The sequence below is a fragment of the Arthrobacter sp. TJ-254 genome (assembly GCF_058269175.1).
This window is the reverse complement of record NZ_JBZCNF010000003.1, coordinates 48,505-73,813: the sequence shown is the minus strand read 5'-3', so window position 1 is coordinate 73,813 and position 25,309 is coordinate 48,505. Positions and strand designations below refer to the sequence as shown.

At 67.3% G+C, this 25,309-nt stretch carries 24 protein-coding genes, 1 tRNA gene and 1 riboswitch; of the genes, 10 read left to right on the top strand and 15 right to left on the bottom strand.

The window, feature by feature from the left end; all coding sequences use genetic code 11:
* Nucleotides 1-49: 49 nt before the first annotated feature.
* Entirely contained in the window at nucleotides 50-1,615 is a 1,566-nt protein-coding gene (locus AC4D14_RS09075) for an alanine/glycine:cation symporter family protein (protein ID WP_490901650.1), read from the bottom strand.
* 218 nt (nucleotides 1,616-1,833) lie between these two features.
* Here AC4D14_RS09075 and AC4D14_RS09070 point away from each other — a divergent pair.
* Nucleotides 1,834-1,910: transfer RNA gene (locus tag AC4D14_RS09070), tRNA-Arg, on the top strand.
* A 15-nt stretch (nucleotides 1,911-1,925) separates the two neighbouring features.
* Nucleotides 1,926-2,414, top strand: coding sequence for an NUDIX hydrolase (locus AC4D14_RS09065; protein WP_490901649.1), 489 nt, complete (start codon nucleotides 1,926-1,928; stop codon nucleotides 2,412-2,414).
* Here AC4D14_RS09065 and AC4D14_RS09060 read toward each other — a convergent pair.
* The gene (locus AC4D14_RS09060; protein ID WP_490901647.1) at nucleotides 2,389-4,308 is read right to left on the bottom strand and encodes an ABC transporter ATP-binding protein; all 1,920 of its coding nucleotides are present in this window, start codon (nucleotides 4,306-4,308) and stop codon (nucleotides 2,389-2,391) included. The genes AC4D14_RS09065 and AC4D14_RS09060 overlap by 26 nt on opposite strands.
* A 237-nt stretch (nucleotides 4,309-4,545) precedes the next feature.
* On the opposite strand from AC4D14_RS09060, the gene AC4D14_RS09055 reads away from it, so the two are divergent.
* The 3 genes from AC4D14_RS09055 (at nucleotide 4,546) to AC4D14_RS09045 (ending at nucleotide 6,931) form a co-directional block, all read left to right on the top strand.
* A complete protein-coding gene (locus AC4D14_RS09055) occupies nucleotides 4,546-5,373 on the top strand; it encodes an amino acid ABC transporter substrate-binding protein (protein WP_490901646.1) in 828 nt (275 codons plus the stop codon).
* A 114-nt stretch (nucleotides 5,374-5,487) separates the two neighbouring features.
* Nucleotides 5,488-6,147 (top strand): amino acid ABC transporter permease, encoded by a 660-nt coding sequence (locus AC4D14_RS09050; RefSeq protein ID WP_490901644.1) that lies wholly within the window; start codon nucleotides 5,488-5,490, stop codon nucleotides 6,145-6,147.
* Nucleotides 6,134-6,931: an amino acid ABC transporter ATP-binding protein gene (locus AC4D14_RS09045; protein ID WP_490901642.1), complete on the top strand. Its 798-nt coding sequence runs from the start codon at nucleotides 6,134-6,136 to the stop codon at nucleotides 6,929-6,931. Before AC4D14_RS09050 ends, AC4D14_RS09045 begins: the two co-directional genes overlap by 14 nt.
* A 375-nt stretch (nucleotides 6,932-7,306) precedes the next feature.
* Here the strand turns inward: AC4D14_RS09045 and AC4D14_RS09040 are convergent, their stop codons facing one another.
* The 10 genes from AC4D14_RS09040 to AC4D14_RS08995 form a co-directional block, all read right to left on the bottom strand.
* A complete protein-coding gene (locus tag AC4D14_RS09040; RefSeq protein ID WP_490901641.1) occupies nucleotides 7,307-8,338 on the bottom strand; it encodes an LLM class flavin-dependent oxidoreductase in 1,032 nt (343 codons plus the stop codon).
* Between the two features lie 70 nt (nucleotides 8,339-8,408).
* Nucleotides 8,409-9,266: a formate dehydrogenase accessory sulfurtransferase FdhD gene (gene fdhD / locus AC4D14_RS09035; RefSeq protein WP_490901639.1), complete on the bottom strand. Its 858-nt coding sequence runs from the start codon at nucleotides 9,264-9,266 to the stop codon at nucleotides 8,409-8,411.
* A gap of 45 nt (nucleotides 9,267-9,311) precedes the next feature.
* Nucleotides 9,312-10,589 (bottom strand): molybdopterin molybdotransferase MoeA, encoded by a 1,278-nt coding sequence (locus AC4D14_RS09030; protein WP_490901637.1) that lies wholly within the window; start codon nucleotides 10,587-10,589, stop codon nucleotides 9,312-9,314.
* A complete protein-coding gene (locus AC4D14_RS09025) occupies nucleotides 10,589-10,864 on the bottom strand; it encodes a DUF6457 domain-containing protein (RefSeq protein WP_490901635.1) in 276 nt (91 codons plus the stop codon). The genes AC4D14_RS09030 and AC4D14_RS09025 overlap by 1 nt, the downstream gene beginning before the upstream one ends.
* Nucleotides 10,865-10,884: 20 nt before the next feature.
* Nucleotides 10,885-11,496, bottom strand: coding sequence for a molybdenum cofactor guanylyltransferase (gene mobA / locus AC4D14_RS09020; protein ID WP_490901633.1), 612 nt, complete (start codon nucleotides 11,494-11,496; stop codon nucleotides 10,885-10,887).
* Nucleotides 11,493-11,990 (bottom strand): HNH endonuclease, encoded by a 498-nt coding sequence (locus AC4D14_RS09015; RefSeq protein WP_490901631.1) that lies wholly within the window; start codon nucleotides 11,988-11,990, stop codon nucleotides 11,493-11,495. Before AC4D14_RS09015 ends, mobA begins: the two co-directional genes overlap by 4 nt.
* Before the next feature lie 233 nt (nucleotides 11,991-12,223).
* On the bottom strand, nucleotides 12,224-13,048 hold the full coding sequence (locus AC4D14_RS09010; protein ID WP_490901630.1) for an NlpC/P60 family protein: 825 nt from the start codon (nucleotides 13,046-13,048) through the stop codon (nucleotides 12,224-12,226).
* A 43-nt stretch (nucleotides 13,049-13,091) separates the two neighbouring features.
* On the bottom strand, nucleotides 13,092-13,877 hold the full coding sequence (locus AC4D14_RS09005; RefSeq protein WP_490901628.1) for an NlpC/P60 family protein: 786 nt from the start codon (nucleotides 13,875-13,877) through the stop codon (nucleotides 13,092-13,094).
* A 5-nt stretch (nucleotides 13,878-13,882) separates the two neighbouring features.
* Nucleotides 13,883-14,049: riboswitch (cyclic di-AMP (ydaO/yuaA leader) on the bottom strand.
* Nucleotides 14,050-14,157: 108 nt separating this feature from the next.
* On the bottom strand, nucleotides 14,158-14,991 hold the full coding sequence (locus AC4D14_RS09000; protein WP_490901626.1) for a M23 family metallopeptidase: 834 nt from the start codon (nucleotides 14,989-14,991) through the stop codon (nucleotides 14,158-14,160).
* A gap of 227 nt (nucleotides 14,992-15,218) precedes the next feature.
* On the bottom strand, nucleotides 15,219-15,914 hold the full coding sequence (locus AC4D14_RS08995) for an iron-dependent transcriptional repressor DtxR (protein ID WP_490901624.1): 696 nt from the start codon (nucleotides 15,912-15,914) through the stop codon (nucleotides 15,219-15,221).
* Between the two features lie 246 nt (nucleotides 15,915-16,160).
* Here AC4D14_RS08995 and serC point away from each other — a divergent pair, with 246 nt between their 5' ends.
* Nucleotides 16,161-17,315 carry a phosphoserine transaminase gene (gene serC, locus AC4D14_RS08990; RefSeq protein WP_490901622.1) on the top strand — a complete coding sequence of 385 codons (1,155 nt, stop codon included), beginning with the start codon at nucleotides 16,161-16,163 and terminating at the stop codon, nucleotides 17,313-17,315.
* Between the two features lie 22 nt (nucleotides 17,316-17,337).
* On the opposite strand, the gene AC4D14_RS08985 is transcribed toward serC, so the two are convergent.
* Genes AC4D14_RS08985 through AC4D14_RS08975 form a run of 3 tightly spaced genes read right to left on the bottom strand, consistent with a single transcriptional unit; the run spans nucleotide 17,338 to nucleotide 19,868 of the window.
* Nucleotides 17,338-18,606, bottom strand: coding sequence for an MFS transporter (locus tag AC4D14_RS08985; protein WP_490902373.1), 1,269 nt, complete (start codon nucleotides 18,604-18,606; stop codon nucleotides 17,338-17,340).
* 58 nt (nucleotides 18,607-18,664) lie between these two features.
* Nucleotides 18,665-19,474, bottom strand: a complete 810-nt coding sequence (locus tag AC4D14_RS08980) for a DUF3027 domain-containing protein (RefSeq protein ID WP_490901620.1) — start codon at nucleotides 19,472-19,474, stop codon at nucleotides 18,665-18,667.
* A 10-nt stretch (nucleotides 19,475-19,484) separates the two neighbouring features.
* On the bottom strand, nucleotides 19,485-19,868 hold the full coding sequence (locus AC4D14_RS08975) for a cold-shock protein (protein ID WP_490901618.1): 384 nt from the start codon (nucleotides 19,866-19,868) through the stop codon (nucleotides 19,485-19,487).
* A gap of 176 nt (nucleotides 19,869-20,044) precedes the next feature.
* Between AC4D14_RS08975 and AC4D14_RS08970 the strand changes: the two genes are divergently transcribed.
* The 4 genes from AC4D14_RS08970 to AC4D14_RS08955 all read left to right on the top strand — a co-directional run bounded on the left by AC4D14_RS08970 (nucleotide 20,045) and on the right by AC4D14_RS08955 (nucleotide 25,309).
* Complete coding sequence (locus AC4D14_RS08970) at nucleotides 20,045-20,305, top strand: hypothetical protein (protein ID WP_490901617.1); 261 nt, start codon at nucleotides 20,045-20,047, stop codon at nucleotides 20,303-20,305.
* Nucleotides 20,306-20,425: 120 nt separating this feature from the next.
* Nucleotides 20,426-22,891: a helicase-associated domain-containing protein gene (locus tag AC4D14_RS08965; protein ID WP_490901615.1), complete on the top strand. Its 2,466-nt coding sequence runs from the start codon at nucleotides 20,426-20,428 to the stop codon at nucleotides 22,889-22,891.
* Complete coding sequence (locus tag AC4D14_RS08960; RefSeq protein ID WP_490901613.1) at nucleotides 22,884-24,524, top strand: DNA repair helicase XPB; 1,641 nt, start codon at nucleotides 22,884-22,886, stop codon at nucleotides 24,522-24,524. The genes AC4D14_RS08965 and AC4D14_RS08960 overlap by 8 nt, the downstream gene beginning before the upstream one ends.
* Before the next feature lie 74 nt (nucleotides 24,525-24,598).
* Nucleotides 24,599-25,309 carry a response regulator transcription factor gene (locus tag AC4D14_RS08955; RefSeq protein ID WP_490901612.1) on the top strand — a complete coding sequence of 237 codons (711 nt, stop codon included), beginning with the start codon at nucleotides 24,599-24,601 and terminating at the stop codon, nucleotides 25,307-25,309.

The window sequence follows — 25,309 nt, the reverse complement described above, 5'->3', positions numbered from 1 at the left end:
CCGGCGGGCGCCTTGGTGAATGGTCCGGAGACTGGATTGATGAGCTGGATCAGCTCCGAGGGCGCTCCATCTCCCCGGGCTCGATTCCTAGCAGTGCAAGCTTCCCGCTCTTGCGGTCGGCGAGGTAGTCCTTCATCTCGCGCTTGATGACCGGCAGCAGCAGGTACACGCCGAGCAGGTTGACGAAGGCGCAGACGAACAGTGCGGCATCGGCGAAGCTGATGACCTGGCTGAAGGTCAGGACGCAGCCGGCGACCGTGAAGAACAGGAAGATGACCTTGTAGAGGACCTCCGACTTCTTTCCGCGGCCGAAGAGGAACTCCCACGCCTTGAGACCGTAGTAGGACCAGGTGATCAGTGTGGAGTAGGCGAAGAGTGCAACCGCAACCGCGAGCACGATGGGGAACCACGGCAGCACCGTTGCGAACGCGTCGGAGGTGAGCGTCACGCCGTCAGGCGGGCCGTCGCCGGCCTGAACCTGATCGATGCCGGCCTGGAGGCTCGGCGCACCGGCGATGATGATGGCAAGCGCCGTCATGGTGCAGATGAGCACCGTATCGACGAGCGGTTCAAAGAGGGCAACGAAGCCCTCGCTGACCGGCCTCCGGGTCTTCACGGCCGAGTGGGCGATCGCAGCCGATCCCAGCCCGGCCTCATTGGAGAAGGCGGCACGCTGGAATCCAACGACCATGACGCCGACAACGCCGCCGGCGATGCCGGCGGGGGCGAAGGCACCCTGGATGATGGCGCCGAAGGCTGCGGGAACCTGTCCGATGTTCACGAAGATGACGAGCAGGCAGGACGCCACGTAGACGAATCCCATGGCGGGAACGAGCTTGCTGGTTGTTGATCCGATGGACTTGATGCCGCCCAGGATGACGGCGGCGACGAGGACGGCCAGGACGATTCCGAAGATCAGGGCGGAGCCGGCGCTGCCGAAGAAACCGTCCTCACCACCGGTGACGTTCTGCACCTGGGCAAATGTCTGATTGGCCTGGAACATGTTGCCGCCCGCGACACCAAAGATGAGGATGGCGACGGCGAAGATGCCGGTAAGGATTTTTGCGGGGACCTTCCCGAACTTGCTGAAGGCGATGGGAAGGTACTTGAATGGGCCGCCGCTGACCGAACCGTCCTCATGGACTTCGCGGTACTTCACGCCGAGGGTGCACTCGGCGAACTTGCTGGCCATGCCGAGCAGGCCTGCGAGGATCATCCAAAAGGTGGCGCCGGGCCCGCCCAGGGCCATGGCGGCGCCGACACCGGCGATGTTGCCGAGTCCCACCGTTCCCGAAAGGGCGGAGGTCAGCGCCTGGAAGTGGGGCACTTCCCCCGGGTCGTCCTTGACCGAATATTTACCGCGGATAACCTCCGAGGCGACTTTCAGGCCACGGAACTGAATGAACCCGAAGTAGATGGTGAAGATGACGCCGGCAGCGATGAGCCAGGCGACGACAGCCGGGAAACTGACCTCGCCGATGGTGATCGGGAAAAACACGATCGCTGAGAAAACGGTTGTGATCGGCTCGAAGATCGCATTGATTGCGTTGTCGATTGCGGCAAGCCATCCGACCTCGTCGGTTACCGCTCTGGGGAGTATGTGGGTAATTGCCATCCCTCTAATGAACAGCAACCTACCCGTGACCGCAATCACGTTGTGGACTTTGCCCAACATTGCTAGGGCCAGACCGTGGAGTGCAACAAAAACCTCTGGGCGCATGCATGGTGCTGGAACCTCTCCGAAGCGCCAATGCCGGCCCGGATTTTCCCTATGGGGCGCGGGAGCAGGTATGCTGAAAACCGCTTGGCTGTCCGACGTTTCAGGGCCGCCCCGCCTCTGTAGCTCAGTAGGATAGAGCGTCCCTCTCCTAAAGGGAAGGTCGTCGGTTCGATTCCGGCCAGGGGCACCATGATCGAAAAGGGCAATGCGCTACACCGGCGGTCCTGCCCGAAACTCCGAGGCGGCAATGACCCAGGTCCTGACAATCGCCGCCTTGTGCCTGCTCGACGGCGCCGGCCGCCTCCTCCTGGTCCGCAAACGCGGCACCATCCTGTTCATGCAGCCAGGGGGCAAGCTCGAACCCGGGGAGTCGGCGGCGGCCGCCGCGGTGCGCGAACTGCAGGAGGAATTGGGCCTTGCCGTCCCCCCTTCGCGGTTGGTCCTGCTCGGCACCTGGTACGGGCCGGCAGCAAACGAGGCCGACACTCTCATCGATGCCACTGTGTTCCTGTGCCCGCTCGAAGGAACCCCTGTCCCTGCCGCGGAGATTGAGGAAATCGGCTGGCTCGACCTCGGCACTTTAGGGCTGCGCACCGACCTCGCCCCGCTGCTGACGGAGTTCGTGATTCCGGCCCTGGTCGAGCTTGCCGGAGCACCGCCTGCGCCGGCTAGGTCGAAGCGCGGGTTCCGCTGAGGACGTCAGGATCCTCGTCCGGCGCGACGGCCTTCTCCACTGCGAACTGGGTACGGTGCAGTTCCGCGTACCGGCCGCTGCGCTCAAGCAGCTCCTCATGGGTTCCCTGTTCGGCGATGCGCCCGTCCTCGATGACCAGGATGAGGTCGGCGCTGCGGATCGTTGAGAGCCGGTGGGCGATCACCATCGCCGTCCGGCCCTCGAGCGCCTCGGTCAGCGCGGCCTGCACGGCCGCCTCCGACGTCGAGTCGAGGGCAGCCGTGGCCTCGTCGAGGATCACAACGCGCGGCTGGGCAAGGAGCAGGCGGGCGATCGTCATGCGCTGGCGTTCTCCGCCGGAGAGCCGGTAGCCGCGCTCGCCGACCATTGTGTCGAGCTGGTCGGGCAAGGACCGCAGCAGTGGTTCGAGCCGGGCGCGGCGCACGGCGTCCCACAGTTCGTCCTCAGTCGCCTCGGGGCGTGCGAGCCGCAGGTTCGAGCGGATCGTCTCGTGGAAGAGGTGCCCGTCCTGGGTCACCATGCCCAGGGTGGAGCGCATCGAGGCGAAGGTGACGTCGCGGACGTCGACGCCGGCCAGGCGCACCGCGCCGCTGTCGACGTCGTAAAGGCGCGCCAGCAACTGCGCGATCGTCGACTTTCCGGCGCCGGAGGTGCCCACCAGGGCAACCGTCTGGCCGGGCAGGATCTTGAAGGAGATGCCGTGGAGCACCTCTTCTCCGCCGCGGGTGTCGAGGGTCGAGACCTCTTCAAGGGAGGCGAGGGAAACCTTGTCGGCCGAAGGATAGGCGAATCGGACGTCGTCGAATTCGATCGTGACCGGCCCGCCCGGCACGTTCCGGGCGTCCGCCTTTTCCCGGATCAACGGCACGAGGTCGAGGATTTCAAAGACCCGCTCGAAGCTGACGAGCGCACTCATGATCTCGACCCGTGCGTTGGCGAGGCTCGTCAGCGGCGCGTAAAGGCGGGTCAGGAGCAGTGCGAGGGTAACGACCTCACCGGTTTCAAGCTGCCCGCCAAGCGCGAGCGTTCCGCCGAGACCGTAGACAAGTGCCAGGGCCAGCGCGGAGACGAGCATCAGCGCCGTGAAGAAGACGTACTGGAGCATCGCCATCCGCACGCCGATGTCACGCACCCGGGCGGCACGGACCCGGAATTCTTCGGATTCGGAGTCGGGACGGCCGAACAGCTTCACCAGGGTGGCTCCGGGAGCCGAGAACCGCTCGGTCATCTGCGTGCTCATGGCGGAGTTGTGGTCGGCTGCCTCCCTCCGCAGCGCGGCGAGTTTGCTGCCCATGCGGCGTGCGGGGACAAGGAACAGCGGCAGCATCACGATTGCGAGGACGGTGACCAGCCAGGAGGTGCTCAGCATGACGATGAGGGTCAGGGCGAGCGCCACGGTGTTGCTCACCACCCCGGAGAGGGTGCCGCTGAAGGCCTGCTGCGCGCCGATGACGTCGTTGTTGAGCCGGCTGACCAGCGCACCGGTGCGGGTGCGCGTGAAGAAGGCGATCGGCATTTTCTGGACGTGGTTGAACACGGCTGTACGCAGGTCGAGGATGACGCCCTCGCCGATGTTCGCCGAGTACCAGCGCGTTGCCATGCTGACGCCGGCGTCAGCCACCGCAACCAGGGCAATGACGAGGGCCAGCCACATGACAGTCTGGGTTGAGCCGCGGGCGACGATGACGTCGACGACCTGCCCGGCGAGGACCGGGGTTGCCACGGCGAGGAAGGCCGAGCCGACCGACAGGATGATGAACAGCGTGAGCTTCACCCTGTAGGGGACGGCGAACGCGACGATACGCTTCAGCGTTTCCTTGGAGAATTTGTTCGTGCGGTCCTTGGCGGTCGAGATCCGGTAAAGGGAACTCCAGGCCGCGCCTTCCATGCTCATACAGGTGCCTTCCGTTAAGCCTCTTCAAGCTTAGGCGCTGGCACCCCCGGTCTTCCCGTGTATGCCCTAGGCACAATTTCGGGGGCAGGATCAAGGGTTGCCGGAAAGTTTCGACATACGAGGTCACATTGAATCGCCAGCAGCGCGGAACAATGGAATGGTGCAGTGTTGTTGCACTACTGGAGTCCGCCCGCCGGACCGCCCAGCAGACCACCCGCGAGACATAAAGGATTTCCCATGACCTTCCGCCTGTCCCTCCTCGGCACCGCCGCAGCGCTGGCCCTTGCCGTCTCCGGATGCTCGGCTTCGTCCGAACCCGGGGCAGGGGGAACCAGCGGTGGAGCATCCGACGCGGCTCCCACAACCCTTGAGCAGATCCAGGAGGCCGGCGTCCTTACCGTCGGTACCGAGGGAACCTACAAGCCCTTCAGTTTCCACGAGGAAGGCAACGGCGACCTCACCGGTTACGACGTCGAGGTGATCACCGCCGTGGGCGAGAAGCTCGGCGTCGAGGTCGAGTTCGAGGAGACCCAGTGGGATGCCATCTTCGCCGGGCTTGAAGCCGGCCGTTTCGACGCCATCGCCAACCAGGTGTCGATCACCGAGGATCGCACCAAGAAGTACGACTTCTCCGACCCCTACACCGTGAGCAACGGCGTAATCGTCACGAGCGCCGACAACGACGAAATCAAATCCTTCGAGGACCTGAGCGGCAAGACGACCGCCCAGTCGCTCACCAGCAACTGGTACAAACTTGCCAAGGAGAGCGGCGCCAACGTCGAAGGCGTCGAGGGATGGGCCCAGTCGGTTGCCCTCCTCCAGCAGGGCCGGGTCGACGCAACGATCAACGACGAGCTGACCTACCTCGACTACCAGAACACCTCGAAGGATTCTTCGATCAAGATCGCGGCGGAAACCGAGGAGACTTCCGAGAGCGCTGTTGCCTTCAAGAAGGGCAGCACCGATCTCGTCGAGGCGGTCAATGAGGCCCTGAGCGAACTTCGCGCCGATGGTACCCTTGCCGAGATTTCAACGAAGTACTTTGGAACCGACGTCAGCAAGTAGGCCGCAGCCGTAGGCGGCGCACCGGCGGCAGGAACGAGGATCCGGCGTCCACCGCCGGCTGGGGATTTTTTCGACGCGGCCGCGCGCACATCCCGCGGACGGAAGGACTGATACGTGGATTGGGATTTGTTCCGGAGCTCGTTCTGGCCCATCCTCCGGGGCGGGCTGACCGGAACCATCCCCCTGACGCTCGTGTCCTTTGTCCTGGGACTGGCGCTGGCACTGCTCCTCGCCCTGATGCGGATCAGCGGACGGCGCGTGCTTGCCGGCGTCGCCCGGGCCTACATCTCGGTGATCCGGGGCACTCCCCTGCTGGTTCAGCTGTTCGTCGTCTTCTATGGACTCCCCTCGATCGGCGTCACCATCCCGCCGTGGCCGAGCGCGGTGATCGCGTTCTCGCTCAACGTCGCCGGATACGCAGCGGAGATCCTGCGGGCCGCCATCCTTTCGGTGCCCAAGGGCCAGTGGGAGGCCGGGCACACCATTGGAATGACCCGGCGCAGGACGCTGCGGCGGATCATCCTCCCCCAGGCGGCGCGCGTGTCGGTTCCCCCGCTGTCGAACACCTTCATCTCCCTGGTGAAAGACACCTCCCTGGCTTCGCTGATCCTCGTCACCGAACTCTTCCGCGAAGCCCAGCAGATTGCGGCCTTCAGCCAGGAGTTCATGCTGCTCTACCTTGAGGCCGCGTTGATCTACTGGGCGTTCTGCTCCATCCTTGCCGTCGGGCAGCACTCACTCGAAAAGAGGTTGGACCGCTATGTCATCCACTGAGCCGATCCGCCCGGTGCAGGAGGGCCAAGGTCCGGTTCTGCTCACCGCCAGGGGCCTGGAGAAGTCATTTGGCACGAACACCGTGCTGCGGTCGATCGACCTGTCGGTGCACCGCGGCGAGGTCGTGGCCCTCGTGGGGCCCTCGGGATCGGGAAAGACCACAGTGCTGCGCTGCCTCAACGGCCTCGAGGTGCCCGACGGCGGAACCGTCGCCTTCGCCGGAGGCCCGTCGGTGACCTTCGGTGCAGGCGTTTCTTCCAAGGAGCTTTCGGCGCTGCGGGACCACAGCGCCATGGTGTTCCAGCAGTACAACCTGTTCCCCCATATGACGGTCCTCGAGAACATCATCGAGGGCCCGGTACAGGTCCAGAAGCGCAAGCGCCGGGAGGCCGAGCAGGACGCCGAGAAACTCCTTGAGCGCGTCGGGCTCCTCGCCAAGAAGGACCAGTATCCGTTCGAGCTCTCCGGCGGCCAGCAGCAGCGGGTGGGGATCGTTCGGGCGCTGGCGCTGCGTCCCGACTTGCTGCTCTTCGACGAGCCGACCTCAGCGCTTGACCCCGAACTCGTCGGTGAAGTGCTCAAGGTCATCAAGGACCTGGCCGAGGAGGACTGGACAATGGTCATCGTCACCCACGAGCTCGCCTTCGCCCGCGAAGTCGCCGATGAGGTGGTATTCATGGACGGCGGCGTCGTCGTTGAACGCGGCCACCCCGACCAGGTGCTGCGGGCTCCGGTGCACGAACGTACGCGAAGGTTCGTCCAGCGCCTGCTCCACCCCTTCTAGCCGTCGGCCGCCCCTCCCCGCGCGCCGTCGCCCGTCGCCGTCGTCCCTCTTTCCGCCCGCCGCCGTCGCCCCTCTTCGTCCGCCCCTCCTGCCGAAACTGCAGCTCACCACGCCTTCGGGCCCCTAAAAGGTGGTGACCTGCGAACTCGAGGGACGGGAAGCGGCGGTAGACGGCTTGCCCGCCGCCCCTCCTGCCGACACTGCAGCTCACCACGCTCTCGGGCTCCCAAAGGGTGGTGACCTGCGAACTCGAGGGACGCGGAAGCGGCGGTAGACGGCTTGCCCGCCGCCCCTCCTGCCGACACTGCAGCTCACCACGCCTTCGGGCCCCTAAAGGGTGGTGACCTGCGAACTCGGCGGGAAGGAGGAGCAGCCTCAGGCGACGCCGAGTTCCTTCTGAACCAGCGGCAGCACTTCAGTGCCCAGCAGTTCGATCGACTCAAGGACCTGGGCCTGCGGGACGGAGGAAAAGTCGAACTGGAAGATGTGGCGGTCGTGCTGCATGAAGGTCGAGGTGAGAACGATCTTCTGTGCAACCTGCTCCGGAGTCCCGACAAAAACGGCCCCGGACCGGGCCGACTGCATGTTGTAGGTGACCCCGCTCGGCTTAGGGAAGCCCCGCTCGCCCGAAATCCGGACCATCGAATCCATCCAGTACGGCCGGAACACTTCGTTCGCCTTTTCGCGCAGCACCAGCCCCACGCTGCTGACGCCCACCCGCAAGGCACCGGGGTCGTGGCCCGCCTCAGCGGCCAACTTCCGGTACAGCTCGGCGTGCTCCTCGAAGTTGCGCACGGTCCCGCCGAGCATCGCGTAGATCACCGGCCGGCCGAGGGCAGCCGCGCGCAGCGTCGACTGCCGCGTTCCGCCCGTTGCGATCCAGATGTCGAGTGAGCCAGAGGTCGGCCGGGGCAGAATCTGTGCGTTGTCGAGTGGGGGTCGAAAACGGCCCTTCCACGTGATGCGTTCCTCCGCGTCAAGGCGCAGCAGCAGGTCGATCTTCTCTTCGTAAAGCGCGTCGTAATCCTCGAGTGCGGCTCCAAAGAGGGGGTACGACTCAATGAAGGAGCCCCGGCCGGCGGTCAGTTCCGCCCTGCCCCGGGAGATCAGGTCGAGGGTTGCGAACTGCTGGTAGACGCGCACCGGGTCCTCGGTGCTCAGCACCGTCACCGCCGACCCGATATGGATGTTCCGGGTCTGCGCGGCCGCCGCGGCGAGGACGGGCACCACCGATGAGACCGCGTAATCCGGCCGGTGGTGCTCGCCGATCCCGAAGTAGGAAAGCCCGACGTCGTCGGCGAGGCGCGCCCGTTCGAGCAGGTCGGCCATGCGCTGCTCGGGTGAGACCCGCTGACCCGTGACGGGGTCGGGGTGGAGGTCTCCGAAGCTGAAAATGCCTAGTTCCATTGCGCTGGCCCAATCGTCGTTAGTTCATGGTCCGCGCTCAAGGGAATGCGCGGCCCCGCCCTGCCGGGCGCTATTCCGCGGGTGTCTCGGGACGGATCCGTTCCGGATGCGAGTAGCAGTTGAACGACGTGCCGCGGCTGAACCCGACGAGGGTAAGGCCGGCATCGTCGGCAAGGTCGGCTGCGAGGGAGGAGGGGGCGCTGACCGCCGCAAGGATCGGGATGCCCGCGAGCTGCGCTTTCTGGACGAGTTCGAACGATGCCCGGCCCGAGACCTGGAGGATCGTTCCGGCAAGGGGAAGCATGCCCTCGCGCAGCGCCCATCCCACCACCTTGTCGACGGCGTTGTGGCGGCCCACATCCTCGCGCAGGCACAGCAGCTCGCCATCGCCTGTGAACAGGCCCGCCGCATGGACGCCGCCCGTGCGGTCGAACAGCTTCTGGTTCTGCCGAAGGCGGTCGGGCAGGCCGGCGAGGACGGCGGCGTCGACCGGGGCGTTGTCCTCGCGCAGGTCGAAGCGGGACGACTTGCGGACGGCATCGATCGAGGCGGTCCCGCAGATCCCGCAGGAGCTCGAGGTGTAGACGTGCCGTTCGAGCGCAGTCTCCGGCAACACCACTCCCGGCCGGAGCTGGGCTTCCACAACGTTGAAGGTCTGCTGCCCGTTGTCGTCCACTCCGGCGCAGTAGCGCTGGCTTGGCAGCTGCCCCGGCTCCCACACCACCCCTTCGGAGACGAGGAAGCCTGCGACGAGGTCGAAGTCGTCTCCGGGGGTCCGCATCGTCACGGTGAACGGCCTCCCGCCCAGCCGGATTTCAAGCGGTTCTTCCCCGGCAAGGACGTCTTCGCGCCGGGTTGATCCACCCGGAACATCGGAACCGAGCCGGAACTTGGTGATGCGGCGTCGTTGGGTGACTCGGCTGCTCATGTGCTTGCTCCTCTCAGTTGCGCGGGAAGTCAGTCGTGCGGGAGGTCAGTTGGCCTGCGGGACCGGATGCCAGGGCACCGTCAGCGCGGGAAGCGGCTGGTCGATGTCGCACCCTTCGGCCGGGACGACCATCACGCCGTCGGCGGAGGCGAGCCCGCGGAGCATGCCCGAACGCTGGTGCCGGCTCGGCACCGCACGGCCGGCCTCGATCCGGTAGGGCACGAGCCTGCTCCTGCCCCTCAACGGCTCGAAATACCCTCCGCTGAGGACCCGATGCAATCCCGGTATGGGAGCTCCGCGCAGACCGGCGAGCAGGGGCGCAGCAACCGTGAACATCGCCATCATCGCCGCGAGGGGGTTGCCCGGCAGGCCCACCAGGAACCGGCCGTCCGGCAGGCGGGCGAGCAGCGTCGGGTGCCCGGGGCGCATCGCGACGCCGTCGATGATCATCTCGGCTCCGAGCACCGCCAGCGCCCGGCGGATGTGGTCCGCGGAGGAACTGCCCGTCCCACCCGTGGTGATCAGCACATCCCCCGACGCCCGGGCCAGGGAGAACTCGTCGGTCGCCTCCGCACTGATGGCGTTGACGACGTCGTCGAGGTCGTCCTTGGCCCTCCCCGCGACGTCGACATGCCCGCCGAGCATCGCCACGAGCGCGGGCAGCTGGGGCCCGAACGTGTCGCGGACCTGGCCCGGCTGGGGAAGCCCCGCCTCGATGACTTCGTCACCGGTCATCAGCAGCGAAACCCGCGGCGCCCTCAGGACCGCCAGCGTGTCGTGGCCGCATACAGCGGCAAGGGCGATCTGGGCGGGATTGAGCACGACGCCGGCCGGGATCGCGATGGTGCCGAGTGCCGCTTCCTCCCCCGCAGGGCGGATGTGTTCGCCCTGAACCGGCTCATCATGCCTCGCGAGGTCGTTCCGGGTGAGCACATTCTCACGGATTTCCCCGTGCTCGGTCCGGAGGATGCCGGTCGCGTTGTGGGGAACCACTCCGCCGGTGAGGATGAAGGTTGCCTGCCCCGGCTCAAGGGTGATGGTGCCCGAATCGGTGTGTGGGGACGGGTGCCACCGCCCGGAGTCCTCGGCGGGCTTGGGCGTGACGAAGGTCCACGGCGGAGGGCCGCTGACAGCCCAGCCGTCCATTGCCGAAGATGCGTAATGGGGTATGTCGAGGAGGGATTCGACCGGCTCGGCGAGGGTCTGGCCGAGCGCATCCGCCAGCGGCACCGTCTGGAACGGCATCGGCTGCCCGGCGTTGTAAGCAGCCTCCCGCGCCTTCTCCCAGCTCATGTCCCGTCCGCCGTCAATAACGTCGCCCATCAGCGTTCCGCCCCCGCCTCGTCGCAGACCCGCGACGCGTGCTCGATCGCTGACCGCATCGCCACGGCTTCTTCAGCCTGCCCGCTGCCTGCGGCGAGCCCGGCGGCGTAGCCGGCCACGAAGGTGGTCAGCGGCGCTGCGGGGCGCACCACTGCGGCGGCAGCGTTTCCCGCAAGTGCCAGGATGGCGTTGACGTCGACCTTGGAATCCCCAAGTTCAAAAGCCGAAAGCAGCTTCTCGCTCCATTGCTGAAGAAGTATTTCGCGCTCGTCCATGAGTACCCTCCACGGGTTGGTTAGCGGACGTCAACACCGAGAATCCGGGCGTCAGCCCAGGTGTCGACGTCCGACGTCGTGCCCGGCGGAACCGGGACCGGTCTAATCTTCACCCTAGCAAGGAGGGCGCGCATCGAAAGATTCTGCGCGCCTCCCGCAGCCAGCGCCTCAGCCGCAGCCTCGAAGAGCTCCTCCCTGCGGTACAGCCCGGCGAGCAATTGGACCCGGTCCCGGTCAAGCGCGACGACAGAAGCCGAGGGGTCCTCCGCTGCGGCACCGAGCAGTACCTCGGCCGCAACATCGCACCGGGGCATGTCGCAGGCGAGGACGAAGGTCCACGCGGGAAGGTCCCGGTCGGGCTCGGCCGCGAGGCTTGCGAGTCCGGCACAGAGGGCTGCCGCAGGCCCGGCGAAGGGCGGGCATTCCCGGGTGACAATCACCCCCGCCTCCTGAGCGGGGTCCGCCGGCCCCACGATGACGGTCAGCAGGGCATCCGGTACGGCGGCGCGGGTTCTCTCAAGGAGCGTCCGGCCGCCGATGGTGAGGCCTGCCTTGGCGGTTCCGCCCAACCGGGAGGACCGCCCGCCGGCGAGGATGACTGCGTCGTACGGAAGTGGCGCTGGGTCGCTCAAGCTGCCCTTTCGGTGAGGAACTCGTTCCACTGCGGCGCCGGCTTCTCGAGTTCGCGCAGCTGCCACAACGGCCCGCGCGGGGGCCGCGGCACAACACGAAGGCTCCAGCCGAGGCTGCCCAGCGTCTTGTCCCCCTTGGCGTTGTTGCACCGCAGGCAGCACGCAACCATGTTCTCCCAGGTGTCGGTCCCGCCGCGGGAGCGGGGAAAGACGTGGTCGATTGTCGTAGCGGTCTTCCCGCAGTAAGCGCAGAGGTGGTTGTCCCGGCGCAGCACCCCGCGCCGGGTCGCAGCCGTTTCCTGACGGTACGGGATCTTCACATACCGGTTCAGCAGGATCACCGACGGGCGTCCGAGAATTTCGGAAGGCCCGACAACCGGATCCTCATCCTCGGCAACGACGCTCGCTTTGCCTGTCAGCACAAGCACCAGCGCCCGGCGGAACGTAACAACCGCCAGCGGTTCATATCCTGCATTCAAAACGAGAGTGCGCATGCGCATGCCTCTTTGCGGACTATGTCCCCGCTACCGGCTGCCACCCCGGATGCTCGGGATAAGTTCTTCGGATTAACAATGCCTAGGGTAGCCGACCTGCGCGCCGGGGCGAATAGAAAGAGCGAAGTTGCGGCGCGGAGGCAGGGGCGGCACTTTAAGAGAAAGGAACCGGCAGCACCGCTGCCGGTTCCTTTCTTCAGCTGTTGGTTCGAAGAACCACCAGGCGCTGGGTGTCAGCCGCCCACGCGGATGAACACGGGGCCGGAACCGAGCTGCGCCGGGGCGATGACGGTCGAGTTGCCGTTGAAGCCGCCGTGCACAGCCTGGCCGCCGCCGATGTACACAGCGATGTGGGCCAGGCCCATGCCGCCGTTGGCGTAGTAGATGAGATCGCCCGGAACTGCTTCACCGGCACTGACGGTGCGACCCAGGGACAGGTAGCCTGCCGGCCAGCCGTGGAAGTTGATGCCGGCTGCGGCGAGGGAGTTGCTCACGAGCCGGGTGCAGTCCTGGTTCACGCCGAGCTGGGCCTTGGCCGCCGCGGCGATGGTTGCGGCCTTGCCGGAGGATGCTGCGGGAGTAACCTTGACGGCCGGAGCGGCCGGAGCTGCCTGCGCCTTCCGTGCGGCGGGAGCCTTCACGACGGCGGGAGCGGCCTGCACGGCTGCCGGAGCTGCCTGCACGGCCGGGGTGGCCTGTACTGCCGGTGCTGCCGGGGCCGATGGCTCCGCGGCAACGGTCACCTCGACGGTGACGGGCTTGGCGACGGCCTTGACCGGGGTTCGGTTGAAGGCGACCTTGGCGTTGGCGTCGGCGACGACGACGGCGGGGCTGGCGTCGACCTTGAGCGTCGAGGCAAAGGATTCACGCTCGGGCTGCAGGTCCGCGGCGTTGGCCGCGACGCCGGTTGTCAGGACCAGGCCGGATGCAGCAGCGATGACTGCGGCCTGCCGTCCCATGCCGCCGGCGTTCTCGGTGACGGCTTTGGCAAGGGCTGCAAGGGGTGCGGTGTGCTGGACTTCGGCACGGTGGCGGGCGATCGGGGCGCGAGAAGACATAGGGGTTCTCCGGAGTGTGAGAGGGGGAGTGTGAAAGTGGGGTTTAGCGGACGCGGACGAAGCTTGCGCCGGGAAGATCCGAGAGGGAGTGAAGACCGGTGTTCAGCCCGTTGAGGCCGCCGCTGATGACCTGGCCGTTGCCGACGTAGATTGCCACGTGGCCCGCGGTGATCACGAGGTCACCGGCCTGCGGGGATCCGACGACGTCGCCGTACTGGAAGAACTGGCCCGGAGCGAGGTCGCCGACGGACTTTCCAACCGAGCGCAGTGCCTTCTCGACCATGGCGGTGCAGTCCTGGGCAACGCCGATCTGGGAGTATGCGGAGCCGACGAGGGCGCCTGCGATTCCGGCGGACGGCTTCGCGGCGGGAGCGGGAGCGGCAGGAGCCGGAGTGACTGCGGCGGCCTGGACTGCGGGGGCGGCAGGAGCTTTTGCGGCAGGGGCTGCGGCAACAACGACCTCTGCGGCTGGAGCCGGTGCGGCGGGAGCCTCGACGGCCGGCGCCTCGACCGGTGCCGCAACGACGACGGCGGGGGTGACGTTCACGGCTTCGCGCTCAAAGGAGACGGCGGCCGTGGCTGCGGCGCTGACCTTCGAGGCTGCGGGGGCAGTCACGCTCAACGATGAGGTTGACTGCACTTCGCGCTCTGCGGCGGGTGCTGCGTTTGCGGGAAGACCTGCGGTGAAGACGAGGCCTGAGGCTGCGACAAGGACGGCGGCCTGGCGGCCTACAGTTCCTGCATTCGAGGAAACGGCCTGAGAAAGAACTGTGAGCGGGCTCGCTGACACGTGGGCCGCGCGGTGGCGACCCAGAGAATTATTGGACACGTGAAATTGCCTCTCCCAATGCCTGCGAGGTGAGCTGTCGGATTCGGATGGGAGTCACCCGGCCGCTGACGAATCAGCGACTTAACCCCAAGGATTTCTTGCGAAACCCAAAAATTGGTTCCCCCGCCTCTGCCATGCGAATGTGCGGACGGACCTCAGGCAATGGCAGAGCTAGGCGATTTGCTTGAGGGCGCCAGACCTATGACGATCTGGCACGAGTAGAACGTACCCTAGATCACGCAGATTGTCACATTACGGTCACGGAAGGGTCGAGGGTGTGTTACAGCCAGCCCAGAGGGTCGACGACCTGGCCCTCGATCATCACCTCAAAATGGAGGTGGCAGCCCGTTGAAGCGCCGGTTGATCCGCTCTGCCCGACGCGTTCGCCCCGCCGCACCTGCTGGCCTTCGGACACCTCGATAACCGAGAGGTGGTTGTACGTGGTTTCCAGGCCGTTGCCGTGGTCCACAACGATCCGGTTTCCTCCCCCATAGGGGTGCCATCCGGCGAAGGTCACGGTACCTGCGGCAGCCGAATATACCCGGGCGCCGCAGGCCGCACTGAAGTCCTGGCCCCTGTGGAGTTCCCCGAGCCCTGTCATCGGACTTGGGCGGAAGCCGAATCCGGAGGTTTCGACGAGGGCGTCAAGGGGGCCCGTCAGCGCGCCTTTGGCCGCCGCCGGGGTCGCTGATCCAGCCGAGGCGGTCATGACCGCCTCGAGCCGCGCGTCGGCGCCGAGGGTAGTGCTGAGCGCGGCGCGGTCGAAGTCGACGCGGGCCGAGGCGGGAACATGCACTTCGGCGCCCGCCGGGGCCGCCTCAGCGGTTGCGGAAGCCGGCACCGCGGCTGTCGTGGGCCACGCGACGGTCAGGGCGATGCCCGACACGGCGGCAGCCATCGCGACCTTCTGGCTCAGTCCCGAAAAGGAAAGGTCCTCGCGGTATCCGGCTGCCCGGCGCCGGCGCTCGGTGCGGTGCGCATCGCGCGGGCGCGGAGCGGCCGCCGGGTGCCGCGTTCCGCGGCTGCGGCGCTCGGCCCGGTGCGCATCCCTCGGACGCTCGGAGACAACCGGAACACCCGCCCGGCGGCGTCCTGACACTTCCTGCTTCAACAAATACGTTCCCTTCCTACGGAGCTGCGCAACGGATCTGCGGGAGCGAAACGAAATCCGCAGGAACATGGCTGCGGCGCACTCCAAGGAAGATCACGGCGAGGTATCGAGGGTCAGTCTGGCAGTCCCGGAGCGTTGACGCAAAGTGACCACGTTGTTATCAACTGTGTTCAGGGCGTAGCTGCCCTGTTTCCCCATGATGCGGCCCGCGCCGGGGCCGGTCCGGCGCCTTAGGCGACGGAGACGAAAACGTGGGAAGCGACTTCCGGCGGCAGTTCAAGGGCCCCGTCGACGCCCGGAACGCGCACCGAGACGTAGCCGCCCACCGACTCCAGGTTGAGCGACGCGCCCGGGCGGAGTCCGCCGTCGGCGAGCTGGGACAGCAGCTCGGGATCGACCTGGATCGGCTCCGCAAGGCGCAGGAGGGTCACCGCAGTGCCCGGCCGGTAGTCCTCCATTGCCGCGAGGAGGGTCGTGACGCCGTCGGTGAGCAACTCTGAAGGCACTCCGCCGATCGCTTCGAGGCCCGGAATCGGGTTGCCGTAGGGCGACTGCGATGGCTGCCCGAGCAGTTCGTAGAGGCGCCGCTCGACGCGTTCGCTCATCACGTGTTCCCACCGGCACGCCTCTTCATGGACGTAGGCCCAGTCGAGGCCGATGACGTCGCTGAGCAGGCGTTCGGCAAGGCGGTGCTTGCGCATCACTCCCGTGGCGCGGCGCCGGCCGAGCTCGGTGAGTTCGAGATGGCGGTCGCCGGAGACCACAACGAGCCCGTCCCGCTCCATGCGCCCGATCGTCTGGGACACAGTGGGGCCGGAGTGGCGGAGCCGCTCAGCGATCCGGGCCCGCAGTGCGACGATGTTCTCTTCCTCAAGCTCAAGGATGGTCCGCAGGTACATCTCGGTGGTATCGATGAGGTCCGTCATGAGGGTTCGGCTCCTAGGTGCGGCACAATGCGGGGCGGGTAAGGGCACTGCGTGCTGCGTGCAGCACGTCCGGACCGGGCCGGGTCCCTACGCCCCCTCAGGTTAACCCATCCGCCTTCGGCCCCGGCAATCGTGCGTCGACGCCGCCCGTGCGGCGTGCTGCACTTCATAAATAACCCGGCGCACCTCCGCTGGGGCAGAATTGGGCCCGTTGCCCCACCCACCCCACATCCACACGGAGGACCAGTGAGCGAGCTTTCGGACCTAAGAATTCCCACCCACCTGCTGCCCCGGGACGGCCGCTTCGGCGCCGGCCCGTCGAAGGTGCGCTCCGAACAGCTCAGTGCCCTCACGGCCGCCAACCCGTCGATCCTTGGCACCTCGCACCGGCAGAAGCCGGTGAAGAACCTCGTCGGTGAGGTCCGCGAAGGGCTCTCCACCTTCTTCGGCATGCCCGAGGGGTATGAGGTTGTTCTCGGAGTAGGAGGTTCGACGGCGTTCTGGGATGCCGCAGCGTTCGGGCTTGTCGATTCCCGGGCCCAGCACCTTTCCTTCGGCGAGTTCGGGTCGAAGTTCGCGGCGGCAACGGACAAGGCGCCGTTCCTGGAGCGCTCCTCCATCATCACCTCCGAGCCGGGCACCCGGCCCGAGCCGTCCGCCGAGGCCGGCGCCGACGTCTACGCCTGGCCCCAAAACGAGACATCGACGGGCGTCGCGGCCCCCGTCCGACGCGTCGCAGGTGCCGACGACGGCGCACTGATGCTCATCGACGCGACCTCGGCCGCCGGCGGGCTGGCCGTCGACGTGTCCGAGGCCGATGTCTACTATTTCGCACCCCAGAAGAACTTCGCCTCGGATGGCGGACTGTGGCTGGGGCTGTTCTCGCCGGCGGCGCTTGAGCGGGCGGCCCGCATCGACGCGTCGGAGCGGTGGATTCCGGACTTCCTCAACCTCCAGACGGCGATCGGCAATTCGCAGTTGAACCAGACCTACAACACTCCCTCCCTGGCGACACTGGTGATGCTCAACGCCCAGCTCCAGTGGCTCAACAGCAACGGGGGAATGGACTTCGCAGCTGCCCGCACGGCGGATTCGGCCGGCCGGGTCTACGCCTGGGCCGAGGCTTCGGAGGTCGCAACGCCGTACGTGGTGCGTCCCGAGGACCGCTCAAACGTCATCACCACGATCGACATCACCCCTCCCATCCGCGCCGCGCTTATCGCTTCGGTGCTGCGTGCCAACGGGATCGTGGACGTCGAGCCGTACCGAAAGCTCGGCCGGAACCAGCTGCGCATTGCCACGTTCGTGGCGATCGAGCCCGACGACGTATCCGCGCTGCTTTCGTGCATCGACTACGTTGTCGAACGGCTCAGTGCCGAATTTGGCGAGGGCGGCGAGTGAGCCCAGGGCGCCGATTGCAGGTTCAGTCCCCGGCGCTGTGGGGTGCCTCGTGGGTGATGCGCAGGCGCCGGGGTAGGGAGCGGTCGTAGCGCAGCCGCACCTCGTGGTAGCGCCAGGCCCAGAACAGTCCTGCAGCAGCGGCAATAATGCCGGAGGCGGCGGCGACACCGAGGCTCCACCGCGGCCCGAACGCGTCGGATACCCAGCCGACAACCGGCGCGCCGAGCGGTGTGCCCCCTAGGAAGATGGCGAAGTAGAGGGCCATCACGCGCCCGCGCATGACCGGGTCGGTGGTTGTCTGGACGTAGGCGTTGGCGCTCGTGAGCAGGGTGAGGGCGAAAAGTCCCACCGGGACCAGTGCGAGGCCGAAAAGCTCGAGGGTTGGCGCCAGCGCGGCGACCCCGCAGGCGATGCCGAAGGCACCGGCGGCCCCGAAGACGAAACGCATCCGCGGTTTGTCGCGCCTCGCCGACAGAAGCGCTCCGGCAACCGACCCAACCGCCATGACCGAGGAGAGAACCCCAAACACTCCGGCGTTCTGCCCGAACTCGGTGCGGGCCATTGCCGCGATGAATACGGCGAAGTTCAGCCCGAACGTACCGACGAGGAAGATGGCCAGCAGCACCATCATCAGATCGGGCCGTCCGCGGACGTAGCGCAGGCCCGCCTTGATGCGGCCCTTTCCCGGTTCCGACCGCGGCTGGACGTTGAGCGTGGAGGCGCGGATGGCGAGCAGGGCGTAGACCATTCCGCCGAAGGTGAGCGCATTGATGAGGAAAACCCACCCGGGGCCCACCGCCGCGGTCAGGAGCCCTGCTACGGCGGGGCCCACCATCCGCGCGGCGTTGAAGGAGGCGCTGTTGAGCGCTACGGCGTTCGGCAGGTAGTCATCGCGCACCAGTTCCGAGGCGAAGGTCTGCCGGGCGGGTGCGTCGAAAGCCGAGACGATGCCCAGTGCGAGCGCAAAGGCGTAGACGTGCCAGAGTTCGGCGGCGCCGGTGAGCACCAGCAGGCCGAGGCCCACGGCCAGCAGCGCCATCGCCACCTGGGTCAGCTGAAGCAACTTTCGGCGGTCGACGGTGTCGGCGATCAGCCCGGCCCAGGGCGAAATTAGCAGCTGCGGGCCGAGCTGCAGGGCCAGGACCACACCGAGGGCCGAAGCGTTCTGTTCTGTGAGGATGTCGTAGACCAGCCAGTCCTGGGCAGTGCGTTGCATCCAGGTACCGATGTTTGAAACGAGCGCACCGACAAACCAGATCCGGTAGTTGGCTATCCGCAGCGACCGGAACATGCCCACGTGCGCGCTCCTTCCGCCGTCGCCTGCAGCAACCGGCTAAGTTGTCCCCGGCCTAGTTGTCCCCGGCGCCGTGCGCCCTGATCGCCTCATCCGGATCGCCGAACGGCGCCTCGGCTTCGACTCCGGCATCCACCGGTGAAGGCTCATCCGCGGATGGCTGCTCTCCGGCGGGCTGTTCGGCGGCAGCCTGCTCCTCGGCAGGAGCATCCCCTGCAGGGGCATCCGGGGCAGCCTGCGCTTCGGCCGGCTCTTCGGCGGGCTGTTCCTCGGCAGGCTCATCCTCGGCAGAGGCAGCCGGGGCAGCCTGCGCTTCGGCCGGCTCTTCGGCGGGCTGTTCCTCGGCAGGCTCATCCTCGGCAGAGGCAGCCGGGGCAGCCTGCGCTTCGGCCGGCTCGCCGGCGGGCTGTTCGTCGGCAGGAGCATCCCCTGACGCGGAAGCCTGTTCATCGGAGGAGTCCTCAGGGAGCACCCGCTCGGACCAGGGCAGCCACTCGGGCGCAAGCAGCGCCCGATCCGAGGGAAGCAGCCCCACTTCGGAGACCGTCGGTTCCTTGCCGCGGGGAACCCGGGCGAGCGTCGCGAACCACTCCCAGCCCCCATACCCCGGCACGAAAGCCTCGAAGCGGTGCGTGAGCAGGCGCTCACCGTCCGGATACGAAGCCACATGTTTGCCGATCTGATCGGCCGGAGCGACCTGCAGCAGGCTGTCCCGGGCGAATTCGACGGCCGCTGCGAGCAACGCGTCGGGCTTCGCCGGCCGGCGTGCGGCCCGGCGTTTGACCGGTGCTGCGGCGGTGTCGCCTGCGGTTATTTCAGCGTCGGTCGAGTCGTCAGGCGAGGGAACGTCGGGGCGTGCAGGCATCATCGCTTGGCTACGCATCCAGGTCGTCGGCAACGGCCCGGAGAACCGCTGCGACCTTGCTCGCGTGAGCCTTCTCGGGGTACCTGCCCTTGCGCAGCCCGTTCGACACGTCGTCGAGCAGCTTGATGAGGTCCTCGGTGATCACTGCCATGTCGTCGGCCTTCTTGCGCGTCGCCTTCACGACCGAAGGCTGCGTTTCAAGGATCCGGGCCGAGAGCGCCTGGAGCCCCCGCCGCCCGTCGGCCACTCCGAATTCGAGCTTGGTGCCGACCTTGACCTCGGTGACCCCGGCCGGGAGCGCCGAGGCATGGAGGAAGACTTCTTTGCCGTCGTCCGTTGCAACGAAGCCGAAACCCTTGTCAGCGTCGAACCATTTCACTTTGCCGATGGGCACGTAGGTTACCTCTTCTTAGGTCTGCTGAGGCGGTGACCGCCTCCGGTTGTTGGAACCCGGCGCTGCGTCGGTGATATGCCGGTGGTGCTCAGCCACTGCCGGGGAAGTCTTTGGAAATAGAATATCCCCTCAGCGCTCACCCGTGCGCGCCGCCGTTCTTGTACGCTGTAAGCGTTATGGCCCCTGATTCCCCTTCCCTGCAGCGCGGGCACGCGCCCCGCCGCACTGCGTCGTCCCTCCGGCTGGTGCTCATGATCACGGCGGTTGTGTCCGCCGTCGTGGGCCTGGTTTCACTGGGTGCGATCCTGGCTATCGCATGGCTCCAGGGCACCGTATGGCCCGGGTTCCTCGTGGCAACGTATGTGTGCCTGCCCCTTGCGTTCCTGCTCATGTGCGCCCTGATCATCCACTCAGTCATCGGACGCCGGCGGCTCTGACCCAGATGCGGTGGGGCTGGTTCGATCCTGCTGATCCACGCCTGCCGATCCACGCCTGCCGATCCACGCCTGCTGATCAACCGGGCGGCGCCGGTAATGCCCGGCGGTAACCTTAAGCCAATGTCCGCCATCCGCGCCCTGGCCGATCAGTTGGCCGCCCGCAGCGACTCCGAGCTGCGGTACCTCCTTTCGGCGCGCCCCGACCTCCTGCTTCCTCCGGTCCCCGATTTCGGCGCCCTCGCCGCGCGTGCATCAACACGCGCCAGCGTGCAGCGGGCACTTGAAAACCTCACCGCGCCCCAGCAGCAACTCCTTGAAGCGGTCCTCCTCGCAGCGGGCGACGACGAAGCAGGCGTAAGCGCCGAAACCCTCGAGGGCCTCGTCGGCGGCGCTGGGCGGGAGGAACTCAACCCCATCCTTGCGGACCTCGCTGCGAGGGCCCTGCTCTACGCCGCACCTGAGAAGGAGGTACAAGGGGCGGGAAGCCCTGGGGCATATCTTCCCGTTGGTTCCCTTGGCGAAGCCGTAGGACCGTACCCGGCGGGGCTCGGCAGGCCGCTTCCTGTCCTTGCCCGCGTCCTGCCCGCGTACGGCGCCGGACTCCCCAGCGCCGCCCAGCGGGTGCGTGAGCTGGGCGTTGAGCTTGGCGGCACCCCGACACCGGGCGCCGCAGCCGAGGAACTCGACGCTGCGCTGCGGCAGCCCGATTCCTGGACGCGACTGATCTCCAGCGCACCGGCCGGGGCAGCCACACTGTTGGGCAAACTCGGACCGGCGCCGGTGGGAGCGGTGCCTCCAACGGCCGCACGCGGCCCGCAGGCCGATCCGGCCGCCGCACTTCAGTGGCTCCTGCGGCACGGGCTGCTGGCCCAGCTTGACGCCTCCCACGTCGAGCTCCCGCGCGTGGTGGGTCAGGCGGTACGCGGCCACCGGATCATCCAGGTCCTGCAGACGCATCCGCCACGGCCTGCCCTCCCGAGCGTGCGGGCGGGCATCCGGGACAACGCCGCTCACAGCGCCGTCGCTGAGACGCTGCGCATGATCGGCGCCCTGCTCGGCTCGGCAGCTGCCGCCCCCGTCGCGACGCTGCGATCAGGCGGGGTCGGCGTCCGGGAGCTCCGCCGGCTCAGCGACGCACTGCAGGTCGAACAGTCGGTGACGCCGTGGCTGCTCGAACTCGCCGCCGCCACGGGAGCACTCGCGCTCGACGTCGACGATTCGCGGTGGAAACCGGCCCGTTCCTCCGGATGGGAGCGGGCATCCCGGGACGAGCAGTGGCTTGCCCTGGTGCGCGGCTGGCTCGATCTCGACCGGGCGCCCTCCCTTGTCGGATCGAAGCTGACCGACGGCGGAGCGATCAATGCCCTCGCAGCCGAAGGCTCACGCCCCGACGCCCCCCGGACCCGACGCCGGATGCTCGCCGCCGCCGTTTCGCTCAGCGGCGTCCCTGCCGGCCGGGATGCGCAGGAATCCACCGAGGATCACCAAAGGAGCGTCGTGCTCGGCGCTGAGGTCCTCGTGGAGCGCCTTGCCTGGGAGCAGCCGCGCCTGGCACGGCGGTTTGAGCGCCTTGTGCCGGGGATGTTCACCGAAGCCGCCGCCCTTGGATTGTTCGGGGGCGGTGCCCTCACCCGCATTGGCCGGCTGGTTGCCGGGGACCGCCTCGACGACGCCGCGGGTGAGGTCCGTGCCACGCTTCCGGCTCCCGTGCGCCACTTCCTCCTCCAGGCCGACCTCACGGCGGTGGCTCCCGGTTACCTCGACCCCGAGGTGGCGCGGGAACTGGTGCAGCTTTCGACGCCGGAGGGCCAGGGGCCCGCCACCACCTACCGTTTCTCGGCTGAATCGATCAGGGCCGCCCTCGACACGGGCCTGACCGCGCCCGGGATCCTGGACTTCCTTCACCGCCACAGCGCCTCGGCGCTCCCGCAGGCACTGACCTACCTCATCGAGGACACCGCTTCACGGCACGGCAGGCTCAGGGTGGGCCGGGCCCAGAGCTACCTGCGCACCGAAGACGCCGCAGCCGTCACCGCCCTGCTCGCGAATCCGAAAGCCGCCGATTTCGGCCTCGTGCAGCTCGCGCCGACTGTCGTCGCCGCCCAGGCGGGACCGGCCGAGCTGGCGGCCCTGCTGAACGAGCTCGGTTTCTCCGCCGCACCGGACCAGACACCGCCGCGCACCACCCCGGCCACGCCGCGGGCGTCCCCGGAGAAGCCGCAGGGGCCGCAGTTGACTGCCCGCGCGCTGGTGAACCCCTGGACCGTCACCGATGACGAGGTTGCCGCTCAGGTCGACTCACTCCGCGCCGGTCCCCGGGCCAATGGGTCCGCCCAGCGCACCGGCGGCCCCGAGGGCGAAGTGATGCTCGGCCTTGAGACCCTGCGCACCGCGATCCGCCGAAAGGTTCCGGTGCGCCTTGGCACGGCGGACAGCTCAGGGAATGCGGTCCGCCAGGTCCTTGTTCCCCTTTCGGTATCCGGTGGAAGGGTTCGCGTATTCGACCCCCTGAAGCAGGTCGAAAAAGTGGTGTCGGTGCACCGGGTAATGGACGTCGAACTTATTGAAGGGACACCGGATGACTGATGGACCGCTGATCGTCCAGAGCGACAAGACAATCCTGCTCGAGGTTGACCACGAGCTGGCGACCGAGGCACGCCACGCCATCGCGGCGTTCGCGGAGCTTGAGCGGGCGCCCGAGCACGTCCACAGCTACCGGTTGACACCGCTCGGACTGTGGAATGCGCGCGCCGCCGGCCTCGATGCCGAACGGGTGCTCGACACGCTGCTCAAGTATTCGCGCTTCCCGGTGCCCCACGCCCTGCTCATCGACATCGAGGACACGATGTCGAGGTACGGCCGGCTCCGGCTGGAAAAGGACCCCCAGCACGGCCTTGTGCTGCGGACAACCGACTACCCGGTGCTCGAAGAGGTCCTCCACGCCAAGAAGATCGCCCCGCTGCTCGGGCCGCGGATCGACGGCGAAACGGTTGTTGTCCACTCCTCCCAGCGGGGCCAGCTCAAGCAACTGCTCCTCAAGCTCGGGTGGCCCGCAGAGGACTTCGCGGGGTATGTCGACGGCACGCCGCACCCGATCGCCCTCCGCGAAGAAGGTTGGGCGCTGCGCCCCTATCAGCAGCTGGCCGTCGAGAATTTCTGGTCGGGCGGCTCGGGGGTTGTCGTGCTCCCCTGCGGTGCCGGAAAGACGCTCGTCGGGGCGGCCGCGATGGCGACGAGCAAGACAACAACGCTGATCCTCGTCACGAACACCGTCTCGGCCAGGCAGTGGAAAGACGAACTGCTGCGGCGCACCTCCCTCACCGAGGAGGAGATCGGCGAGTACTCCGGCGCCGTGAAGGAGATCCGCCCGGTCACTATCGCCACCTACCAGGTGCTCACCACGCGCCGCGGAGGCCTTTACCCGCACCTCGAGCTGCTCGACGCCAATGACTGGGGGCTGATCGTGTACGACGAGGTACACCTGCTTCCGGCGCCCATCTTCAAGATGACGGCGGACCTCCAGGCCCGGCGGCGGCTCGGACTCACCGCCACCCTGATCCGGGAGGACGGCCGGGAAGGTGAAGTCCTCTCGCTGATCGGACCCAAGCGGTACGACGCGCCCTGGAAGGACATCGAAGCCCAGGGCTACATCGCCCCCGCCGACTGCGTCGAAGTCCGCGTCGACCTGCCCCGGGACGAGCGCGTCGCGTACGCGATGGCCGACGACGGCGACAAGTACCGGCTGTGCGCGACGTCGGAGACGAAGTCCGGGGTCGTCGAGAAGCTTGCCGCGGCCCATACGGGCGAGCAGCTGCTGGTGATCGGACAGTACATCGACCAGCTCGACGAGCTAGGCGAGCGCCTCAATGCTCCGGTCATCAAGGGAGACACCCCGGTCAAGGAGCGCCAGCGTCTCTTCGGTGCCTTCCGCACCGGTGAAATCTCAACCCTCGTCGTTTCGAAGGTCGCCAATTTCTCGATCGACCTTCCCGAGGCCTCGGTGGCGATCCAGGTGTCCGGGTCCTTCGGCTCCCGGCAGGAGGAGGCCCAGCGCCTCGGCAGGCTCCTGCGGCCCAAGGCCGACGGCCGGGCGGCGCGGTTCTACACTGTTGTCGCGCGCGACACCCTCGACCAGGACTTCGCCGCGAAGCGCCAGCGCTTCCTGGCCGAACAGGGCTACGCCTACCGGATTCTCGACGCGGCAGGGTTGAGCGGCTGACCTCCAGCCCGCGTGGAGCGCGCACCCAGCAGGCTCCCAGCCTAATTCCAGCTATTTCGCGGATAATGGTGGGCGTGAAGAAAACAGGACCGGAAGCCAGACTGCTCGTCGTTGACGATGAACCGAATATCCGCGAACTGCTTTCGACGTCCCTGCGCTTTGCCGGATTTGACGTTGTGGCGGCGGGCAACGGACGCGAGGCGCTCGCGGCTGCGGAAAGCCACAACCCCGACCTCGCCGTCCTCGATGTGATGCTGCCGGATATGGACGGGTTCACCGTCACTCGGCGCCTGCGTGCCGCCGGCCGGCACTTCCCCGTCGTTTTCCTTACCGCGCGGGACGACACGGAGGACAAAGTCACCGGCCTGACCGTCGGCGGCGACGACTACGTCACCAAGCCGTTCAGCCTCGACGAGGTCGTGGCCAGGATCCGTGCGGTCCTGCGGCGCACCCAGCCGATGCCCGAGGACGACGCCGTCATCCGCGTCGACGACCTCGAACTCGACGACGACGCACACGAGGTCCGCAGGGCCGGTGAGACAATCGAGCTTTCGCCAACGGAGTTCAAGCTGCTCCGCTACCTCATGATGAACCCGAACCGCGTGCTCTCGAAGGCCCAGATCCTCGACCATGTCTGGGAGTACGACTTCAACGGGGACGCGTCGATCGTCGAATCCTACATCTCCTATCTGCGGCGCAAGATCGACAAGAACCCCGCTGCGGCGGCGCTGATCCAGACGAAGCGCGGAGTGGGCTACCTGCTGCGCAGCACGGACAAGCGGTAG

Coding starts and splice junctions, on each gene's coding strand:
- AC4D14_RS09075 (WP_490901650.1), bottom strand. CDS start 1,615: ATGGCAATTACCCACATACTCCCCAGAGCGGTAACCGACGAGGTCGGA.
- AC4D14_RS09065 (WP_490901649.1), top strand. CDS start 1,926: ATGCGCTACACCGGCGGTCCTGCCCGAAACTCCGAGGCGGCAATGACC.
- AC4D14_RS09060 (WP_490901647.1), bottom strand. CDS start 4,308: ATGAGCATGGAAGGCGCGGCCTGGAGTTCCCTTTACCGGATCTCGACC.
- AC4D14_RS09055 (WP_490901646.1), top strand. CDS start 4,546: ATGACCTTCCGCCTGTCCCTCCTCGGCACCGCCGCAGCGCTGGCCCTT.
- AC4D14_RS09045 (WP_490901642.1), top strand. CDS start 6,134: ATGTCATCCACTGAGCCGATCCGCCCGGTGCAGGAGGGCCAAGGTCCG.
- AC4D14_RS09040 (WP_490901641.1), bottom strand. CDS start 8,338: ATGGAACTAGGCATTTTCAGCTTCGGAGACCTCCACCCCGACCCCGTC.
- fdhD (WP_490901639.1), bottom strand. CDS start 9,266: ATGAGCAGCCGAGTCACCCAACGACGCCGCATCACCAAGTTCCGGCTC.
- AC4D14_RS09030 (WP_490901637.1), bottom strand. CDS start 10,589: ATGGGCGACGTTATTGACGGCGGACGGGACATGAGCTGGGAGAAGGCG.
- AC4D14_RS09025 (WP_490901635.1), bottom strand. CDS start 10,864: ATGGACGAGCGCGAAATACTTCTTCAGCAATGGAGCGAGAAGCTGCTT.
- AC4D14_RS09015 (WP_490901631.1), bottom strand. CDS start 11,990: ATGCGCACTCTCGTTTTGAATGCAGGATATGAACCGCTGGCGGTTGTT.
- AC4D14_RS09010 (WP_490901630.1), bottom strand. CDS start 13,048: ATGTCTTCTCGCGCCCCGATCGCCCGCCACCGTGCCGAAGTCCAGCAC.
- AC4D14_RS08995 (WP_490901624.1), bottom strand. CDS start 15,914: ATGACGGACCTCATCGATACCACCGAGATGTACCTGCGGACCATCCTT.
- AC4D14_RS08985 (WP_490902373.1), bottom strand. CDS start 18,606: ATGTTCCGGTCGCTGCGGATAGCCAACTACCGGATCTGGTTTGTCGGT.
- AC4D14_RS08980 (WP_490901620.1), bottom strand. CDS start 19,474: ATGCCTGCACGCCCCGACGTTCCCTCGCCTGACGACTCGACCGACGCT.
- AC4D14_RS08970 (WP_490901617.1), top strand. CDS start 20,045: ATGGCCCCTGATTCCCCTTCCCTGCAGCGCGGGCACGCGCCCCGCCGC.
- AC4D14_RS08965 (WP_490901615.1), top strand. CDS start 20,426: ATGTCCGCCATCCGCGCCCTGGCCGATCAGTTGGCCGCCCGCAGCGAC.
- AC4D14_RS08960 (WP_490901613.1), top strand. CDS start 22,884: ATGACTGATGGACCGCTGATCGTCCAGAGCGACAAGACAATCCTGCTC.